Raw genomic sequence first — 7880 nt, forward strand, 5'->3', positions numbered from 1 at the left:
ATCGCGCCGGGCGTGCGCAGGATCTCGGCCGCGGTGCGGGCGAGTTCGCCGTCGACGGCCGGGTCCGCGAGGGCGGCCAGCCATTCGGGCTCGGTGCCGGGGGCGGCCCGCAGCAGCGTGCCGCTCATCCGCTTGAGGCCCGACGACGCGAACGGCGCGATGCCGTACACCTTGAGCGTGCCCTTGCGCGCGGCCTTGCGCAGCCGCAGGAAGACGATCGGCGACTCGTCCTCGGGTTCGAAGCCGACGAGCAGGACGCCGGGGGCCTTCTCCAGATCGGCGTAGGTGACGCCCAGTCCGGTGCCGGCCACGTGCGCCGCGAGGAACTCCCCCTCTTCCGCGGAGTGCGCGCGGGCGCGGAAGTCGATGTCGTTGCTGTCGAGCGCAACGCGCGCGAACTTGCCGTAGGCGTACGCGTCTTCCAGCGTGGCGCGGCCGCCGACCAGGACGCCGGCGTTGCCTCGTGCGGCGGCGAGACCGCGCGCGGCGACGGTCAGCGCCTCGGACCACGACGCGGGAACCAGCTCGCCGGTCTCCTCGTCACGAATGAGAGGGGAGGTGAGCCGGTCCTGTTGGGTGGCGTAGCGGAAGGCGAAGCGGCCCTTGTCGCAGTTCCATTCCTCGTTGACCTCGGGCTCGTCGCCCGCGAGCCGGCGCAGCACCTTGCCGCGCCGGTGGTCGGCGCGCAGCGAGCACCCGGACGCGCAGTGCTCGCACGCGGTCGGGGAGGACACCAGGTCGAACGGCCTGGCCCGGAAGCGATACGCGGCCGACGTGAGGGCGCCGACCGGGCAGATCTGGATCGTGTTGCCGGAGAAGTAGGACTCGAAGGGCTGCTTCTCGTAGATGCCGACCTGCTGGAGGGCCCCGCGTTCGATCAGCGCGATGAACGGGTCGCCGGCCACCTGCTCGGAGAAGCGCGTGCACCGGGCGCACAGGACGCAGCGTTCGCGGTCGAGGAGGACCTCGGAGGAGATCCGCAGCGGCTTGGGGAAGGTCCGCTTGACCTCGGCGAAGCGCGAGACGGAGCGTCCCGCGCCCATCGCCTGGTTCTGGAGCGGGCACTCGCCACCCTTGTCGCACACGGGGCAGTCGAGGGGGTGGTTGATGAGCAGCAGCTCCATCACCCCGTCCTGCGACTTCTTCGCGATCGGAGAGGTGAGCTGGGTGCGCACCACCATGCCGTCGGTGACGGTGGTGGTGCACGACGCGAGCGGCTTGCGTTGACCCTCGACGTCGACGAGGCACTGCCGGCACGCGCCGACGGGGTCGAGCAGCGGGTGGTCGCAAAAGCGCGGGATCTGGATGCCGATCAGCTCGGCGGCCCGGATCACCAGCGTGCCCTTGGGCACGCTGACGTCGATTCCGTCCACCGAGATGGTGACGAGGTCCTCGGGCTTGGGGGCCGGTGGGCCGCCTGCCGCGGTGTTGGTGGTGACGGTCATGTCAGCTGTGCGCTCCTGCCCCGGTTGAAGCCAAGGCTGTCTTCGCCCATGCGGTGGATGCCGCAGTGTCGAAGGGACAGCCGCCGTGCTCGAAGTGCGCCAGGTACTCGTCCCGGAAGTACTTGAGCGAGGACTGGATCGGGCTCGCCGCACCGTCACCGAGTGCGCAGAAGGACTTGCCGAGGATGTTGTCGGCGACGTCGAGCAACGTCTCCAGGTCCTCCTCGGTGCCCTGGCCGGCTTCGAGCCGGGTGAGCAACTGGGTCAGCCAGTACGTGCCTTCGCGGCACGGCGTGCACTTGCCGCACGACTCGTGCTCGTAGAACTCGGTCCAGCGCAGGACCGCGCGCACCACGCACACGGTCTCGTCGAAGATCTGTAGCGCCTTGGTGCCGAGCATGGAACCGGCGGCGCCGACGCCCTCGTAGTCGAGCGGCACGTCGAGGTGCTCGTCGGTGAACATCGGGGTGGAGGACCCGCCGGGTGTCCAGAACTTGATCCGGTGTCCCTCGCGGACGCCGCCGGCCAGGTCCAGGAGTTGGCGCAGCGTGACGCCGAGCGGGGCCTCGTACTGGCCCGGGCGCTTGACGTGGCCGGAGAGCGAGTACAGCGTGAAGCCGGGCGACTTCTCCGAGCCCATCGAGCGGAACCACTCGACGCCCTTGCTCAGGATCGGGGGCACGGACGCGATCGACTCGACGTTGTTGACGCAGGTGGGGGACGCGTACAGACCGGCGACCGCGGGGAAGGGCGGGCGCAGTCGGGGTTGGCCGCGCCGGCCTTCGAGCGAGTCCAGGAGCGCGGTCTCCTCGCCGCAGATGTACGCGCCGGCGCCCGCGTGCACGGTGAGTTCGAGGTCGAAGCCCGAGCCCCGCACGTTCTTGCCGAGGTAGCCGGCGGCGTACGCCTCGCGCACCGCGTTGTGCAGGCGGCGCAGGACCGGGACCACTTCGCCGCGTACGTAGATGAACGCGTGCTCGGAGCGGATCGCGTAGGACGCGATGATCACGCCCTCGATCAGCACGTGCGGGTTGGCGTACATGAGCGGGATGTCCTTGCAGGTTCCCGGCTCGGACTCGTCGGCGTTGACCACGAGGTAGTGCGGTTTGCCGTCGTTTTGGGGGATGAAGCCCCACTTCATGCCGGTGGGGAAGCCCGCGCCGCCGCGACCGCGCAACCCCGAGTCCTTGACGGTCTGGATGACCTCGTCGGGGTGCATGGCCAGGGCCTTGGTCAGGCCCTCGTACCCGCCGCCTCGGCGGTAGGTGTCGAGGGACCAGGGCTGGTGCTCGTCCCAGTTGGCGGAGAGCACCGGGGTGAGGATGGAGGGGTCGGTCGTCACGGCGCTTGGTCCCCGTCCTTGTCCTTGTCGGGTTGGGTCGCGTTGGCGGGGTCCGACTCGGCGGTCTCGGCCGGGGCGTCGTGGGAACTGGGCGCGGGGGGTTGTTCGGTGGCGGTTTCGGTGGGTCTGCCGTCGGCCGTCTCGGTGGATCGGCGCGGCGGCGTCACCTGGGCGGGGGTTGCCTGGGTGTCGGTGTGCGTGCCGTTGGCGATCCGCAGGCCGACCAGGCTCGCGGCGCCGCCGGCGCCGCCCTCGTCGACCGCGCCCGGGCGCTCGTCGGGGAAGCCGGCGAGGATGCGCGAGGTGTCGCGGAAGGTGCACAGCCGCGCGCCGCGGGTGGGCACCGCGTCCTGTCCGGCGCGCAGACCGTCGACGAGTTCCTTGGCCGACTGCGGGGTCGCGTCGTCGAAGAACTCCCAGTTGACCATCACCACGGGCGCGTAGTCGCACGCCGCGTTGCACTCGATGTGCTCCAGGGTGACCACGCCGTCGGCGGTGGTCTCCTTGTTGCCGATCCCGAGGTGGTCCTTGAGGCTCGCGAAGATCTCGTCGCCGCCCATGACCGCGCACAGCGTGTTGGTGCACACGCCGACGTGGAAGTCACCGCCCTGGCGCCGCCGATACATCGTGTAGAAGGTCGAGACCGCGGACACCTCGGCGGTGGTCAGGCCGAGCACGTCGGCACAGAACTCGATCCCGGTGCCGGTCACGTAGCCCTCTTCGGCCTGCACCAGGTGCAGCAACGGCAAGAGTGCCGAACGGGCTTGCGGGTAGCGGCCGATCACCTCCTTCGCGTCCACCTCCAGGCGCGCGCGCACCTCGGGGGGAAACGGCGGGGCCGGCTTCGCGGGGGGCATCGGCATGCCCAGGTCCGTACTCAACGGTCGACACCTCCCATGACGGGGTCGATGCTCGCCACCGCCACGATCACGTCCGCCACTTGGCCGCCTTCGCACATGGCGGCCATGGCCTGCAGGTTGTTGAACGAGGGGTCGCGGAAGTGCACCCGGTAGGGACGGGTGCCACCGTCGCTGACCGCGTGCACCCCGAGTTCGCCCTTGGGCGACTCGATCGCCGCGTACGCCTGACCCGGCGGCACCCGAAAGCCCTCGGTCACCAGCTTGAAGTGGTGGATGAGGGACTCCATCGAGGTGCCCATGATGGTGCGGATGTGGTCGAGCGAGTTGCCCAGACCGTCGGGGCCGAGCGCGAGTTGCGCGGGCCACGCGATCTTCTTGTCGCCGACCATGACGGGCCCGGGGGCCAGTCGGTCCAGGCACTGTTCCACGATGCGCAGCGACTGCTTCATCTCTTCGATGCGGATCAGGTAGCGCCCGAAGGCGTCGCAGGTGTCCACGGTCGCGACGTCGAACTCGTAGTTCTCGTAGCCGCAGTAGGGCTGCGTCTTGCGCAGGTCGTGCGGCAACCCGGTCGAGCGCAGCACCGGGCCGGTGAGGCCGAGCGCCATGCAGCCGGCGAGGTCGAGGTGGCCGATGCCCACCGTGCGGCCCTTGAAGATCGCGTTGTCGTTGAGCAGGAGTTCGTACTCGCGGATCCGGCCGGGGAGGATCTGCAGGAGTTCGCGGACCTTGTCGACGGCGCCCGGCGGGAGGTCCTGCGCGAGGCCGCCGGGGCGGATGTACGCGTGGTTCATCCGCAGCCCGGTGATCATCTCGAAGACGTCGAGGATCAGTTCGCGGTCGCGGAACCCGAAGGTCATCACGGTCAGCGCGCCGATCTCCATGCCGCCGGTGGCCAGGCAGACCATGTGCGAGGAGATTCGGTTGAGCTCCATGAGCAGAACCCGGATCACCTGGGCGCGCTCGGGGATGTCGTTCTCGATGCCGAGCAGCTTCTCGACGGCAAGGCAGTACGCCGTCTCGTTGTGCAGTGGCATGAGGTAGTCCATGCGCGTCACGAAGGTGACGCCCTGGGTCCAGTTGCGGAATTCGAGGTTCTTCTCGATGCCGGTGTGCAGGTAACCGATTCCGCAGCGGGCCTCGGTGACCGTCTCGCCGTCGATCTCCAGGATCAGCCGCAACACTCCGTGCGTGGACGGGTGTTGCGGCCCCATGTTGACGACGATGCGCTCGTCGGCGTCGGCGGCGGCCTGGACGACCTCGTCCCAGTCGGAGCCGGTGACCGTGTAGACCCGGCCCTCGGTCGTCTCGCGCGCGTGGGCGGTCTGCGCGGTCGGGGTGGTGGTGCTCTGATCGGCCATCAGTTGTACGACCTCCGCTGGTCGGGCGGCGGGATCTGGGCGCCCTTGTACTCGACGGGCACGCCGCCGAGCGGGTAGTCCTTCCGCTGCGGGTGGCCGGGCCAGTCGTCCGGCATGAGGATGCGGGTGAGCGCGGGGTGGCCGTCGAAGATCAGGCCGAAGAAGTCGTAGGTCTCGCGCTCGTGCCAGTCGAGGGCGGGATACACGCTCACGAGGGACGGCAGGTGGGGGTCGGCGTCGGGGACGCTCACCTCCAGCCGGATCGCCCGATTGTGGGTGATCGAGCGCAGGTGGTAGACCGCGTGCAGCTCGCGGTCGCTCTCCTGCGGATAGTGCACGCCGGAGACGCCGCTGCACAGTTCGAAGCGCAGGGCCGGGTCGTTGCGCAGGGTCAGCGCGATCCGCGGCAGCGACTCGCGGCGCACGTGGAAGGTGATCTCGCCGCGGTCGACGACGACCTTCTCGATCGCGGCGTCGAACTCGATGCCGCCCTCGGCCAGGGCTCCGGAGAGTTCGTCGGCGACGAGGTCGAACTCGCCCTCGCCGTCGGCGTTTCCGCGGGGGCCGCCGTACGGGCGGGCGGCCGGGCCGGGGAACGCCACCGTGCGCACGAGCTTGCCGTAGCCGGAGGTGTCGCCGGATCCACTCGCGCCGAACATGCCGTGGCGGACCTCGATGGATTCGCCCGTGGGGGCGCCCTGGTCGTCGCGCGGGACCGGGAGCTGGGCCTTCTCCTCGGGAGTGGTCATCGGATGCCCCCCGACGTGGCGCGGACCTGGGCTTCGGCGCGGGCTCGGGCCTCGGCCTGCGCCCGGGAATCGACCTCCGCCTGGGAGGGGGTCCGATCCTGGCCGACGGGGACGCCCGGGTCGAGCTCGTGCGCGCCTCGGCGCGCGCTCGCCGGCAGCATCTCGATGGTGGGCAGCGCCTTCATGGCGGCCTGTTCGGCGGCTCGGGCCGCCTTTTCGCGGTTGACGCCGAGCGGCATCGCCTGGATCTCCTCGCGGAGCTTGATGATCGCGTCCATGAGCATCTCCGGCCGCGGCGGGCAGCCCGGGAGGTAGATGTCCACGGGCACCACGTGGTCGACGCCCTGGACGATGGCGTAGTTGTTGAACATGCCGCCCGAGGACGCGCAAACGCCCATCGACAGCACCCACTTGGGGTTGGGCATCTGGTCGTAGATCTGCCGCAGGACGGGCGCCATCTTCTGGCTCACGCGCCCGGCGACGATCATCAGGTCGGCCTGTCGCGGCGAGGCGCGGAACACCTCCATGCCGAACCGGGCCAGGTCGTATCGGCCGGCTCCGGTCGCCATCATCTCGATCGCGCAGCACGCGAGACCGAACGTGGCCGGCCAGAACGATCCCTTGCGGAAGTAGCCGGCCAGCCCTTCCACGGTGCTCAACAGGAAGCCGCTGGGCAGCTTCTCCTCGATACCCACGCGGATGCGCCTCTCTCCGTCAGTCGTTGGTGAGTCCCGCGGTCGTCGGTTCGGCGGTCTTCGGTTCGGCGGTTTTCGGTCTTCGGTCGTCGGTTCGGCGGGCTTCGGTCCGGCGGGCTTCGGTCGTCGGTTCGGCGGTTACGAAGCCGTCGGTTACCAGGCCGTCGGTTCGGCGATCGTCGGTTCGGCCGTCGCCGATCCGGCGGTCGTCAGTCCCATTCGAGGCCGCCGCGACGCCACAGGTAGGCATAGGCGACGAAGACCGCAGCGACGAACAGGGCCATTTCGACGAGACCGAACATCCCGAGCGAGTCGAAGTAGACGGCCCACGGGTAGAGGAAGACGATCTCGATGTCGAAGACGATGAAGAGCATCGCCGTCAGGTAGTACTTGACCGGGAATCGACCGCCGCCCTCGGGCTGCGGCGTCGGCTCGATGCCACATTCGTAGGCCTCGAGCTTCGCCCGGTTGTAACGCTTGGGCCCGGTAAGCGCTCCCATCACGAGGGAGACGACTCCGAAGGCCAGGGCAATGCCCCCGAGCACGAGGATCGGCGCGTACAGGTTCACCGCGCTCCCATCTCCCTTCTCAGTCCCCCGAAGTCACGCATGTGACCGGGTTCACAAGCTGCCGGAACGGCGCCCATACTAGGCCCCTTCAGATGTGATCTGCGACACGGGTACAGAACGATCATGGTGTGACCTTCACCACCTGATGATCGATCAGAAACGGTTGCAGGTAGGCAAAAATCACACACGGTGAGATTTTTGGCCGCCGAAACGTTCGGCCTTTCACGGACGATGTTGATCTTGGTTCGGCGACACCCCGCACCGCCATCGGCCTATACACCGGATCTTGAGGCTCATCAAATTTGGCGACCATGATCAGTTGTGATAATTGGTCCGGCTGGTTGCTCGCACTGCGTCACCGCCGGTACAGCCGACGCAACCCCTCCACAGCAGCCGCCGGTGGCCCCTCGGGGACGGACGAAGGCCCAGCCGCCGGCAACGCGGAGCCACACGGCGGGGGCGGACGGGGGGCGGGCGGGGGCGCAGGGACCATTCCCGAATCACGCGCGCGCCGAGTAGCCGCGCGGGGCGCTCAAGAGACCCGCCGAAGCGGCAAAGCCGAGCACACCGAACCCAACAAGGCGCCGGCGCGGGGGCCGACCCAAAGCGGAGGGCGAGAGGGCGGATGGGGCGGGCGGGGTGGCCAGGGGTCGCCCGGGGTCGCCCGGGGTCGCCCGGGTCGCGGCACAGCCGCCCGCAGGTCCCGGCCACCGCGCCGATGCGATCACAGCCGACACACGCGAGCCCGACACGGGAGCACAGCCGACAGCGCGAGCCCGACACGGAAGCACAGCCGACACGCGCAGCCAGTGACGGGAAGCTCGGCGGGACGGCGCGGCCAGTTACGGAAAGCTCGGCG

General features: G+C 69.5%; 6 protein-coding genes and 1 pseudogene. All 7 read right to left on the bottom strand.

Going from position 1 to position 7880, the window contains the following annotated elements; all coding sequences use genetic code 11:
• The coding region (locus tag GT354_RS27005; RefSeq protein ID WP_161358984.1) for an NADH-quinone oxidoreductase subunit G at nt 1-1445 on the bottom strand (1445 nt) is incomplete at its 3' end.
• A gap of 1 nt (nt 1446) precedes the next feature.
• Entirely contained in the window at nt 1447-2787 is a 1341-nt protein-coding gene (gene nuoF / locus GT354_RS27010) for an NADH-quinone oxidoreductase subunit NuoF (protein WP_161358985.1), read from the bottom strand.
• Nucleotides 2784-3650, bottom strand: coding sequence for an NADH-quinone oxidoreductase subunit NuoE (gene nuoE, locus GT354_RS27015; protein WP_161358989.1), 867 nt, complete (start codon nt 3648-3650; stop codon nt 2784-2786). The genes nuoF and nuoE overlap by 4 nt, the downstream gene beginning before the upstream one ends.
• Before the next feature lie 14 nt (nt 3651-3664).
• Nucleotides 3665-5008, bottom strand: a complete 1344-nt coding sequence (locus GT354_RS27020) for an NADH-quinone oxidoreductase subunit D (protein ID WP_161358986.1) — start codon at nt 5006-5008, stop codon at nt 3665-3667.
• On the bottom strand, nt 5008-5757 hold the full coding sequence (locus GT354_RS27025; RefSeq protein ID WP_161358987.1) for an NADH-quinone oxidoreductase subunit C: 750 nt from the start codon (nt 5755-5757) through the stop codon (nt 5008-5010). Before GT354_RS27025 ends, GT354_RS27020 begins: the two co-directional genes overlap by 1 nt.
• A gap of 158 nt (nt 5758-5915) precedes the next feature.
• A pseudogene (locus GT354_RS27030) lies at nt 5916-6452 on the bottom strand (NADH-quinone oxidoreductase subunit B family protein); the annotation flags it as partial.
• A 209-nt stretch (nt 6453-6661) separates the two neighbouring features.
• Nucleotides 6662-7021 (bottom strand): NADH-quinone oxidoreductase subunit A, encoded by a 360-nt coding sequence (locus GT354_RS27035; RefSeq protein ID WP_161358988.1) that lies wholly within the window; start codon nt 7019-7021, stop codon nt 6662-6664.
• Nucleotides 7022-7880 lie beyond the last annotated feature (859 nt).

Source organism: Streptomyces sp. SID3343 (assembly GCF_009865215.1).
Taxonomy (GTDB): Bacteria; Actinomycetota; Actinomycetes; order Streptomycetales; family Streptomycetaceae; genus Embleya.

Excerpts from the sequence above, each read along its gene's own strand:
- GT354_RS27025 (WP_161358987.1), bottom strand. The coding sequence starts at position 5,757 with ATGACCACTCCCGAGGAGAAGGCCCAGCTCCCGGTCCCGCGCGACGAC.
- GT354_RS27020 (WP_161358986.1), bottom strand. The coding sequence starts at position 5,008 with ATGGCCGATCAGAGCACCACCACCCCGACCGCGCAGACCGCCCACGCG.
- nuoE (WP_161358989.1), bottom strand. The coding sequence starts at position 3,650 with ATGCCGATGCCCCCCGCGAAGCCGGCCCCGCCGTTTCCCCCCGAGGTG.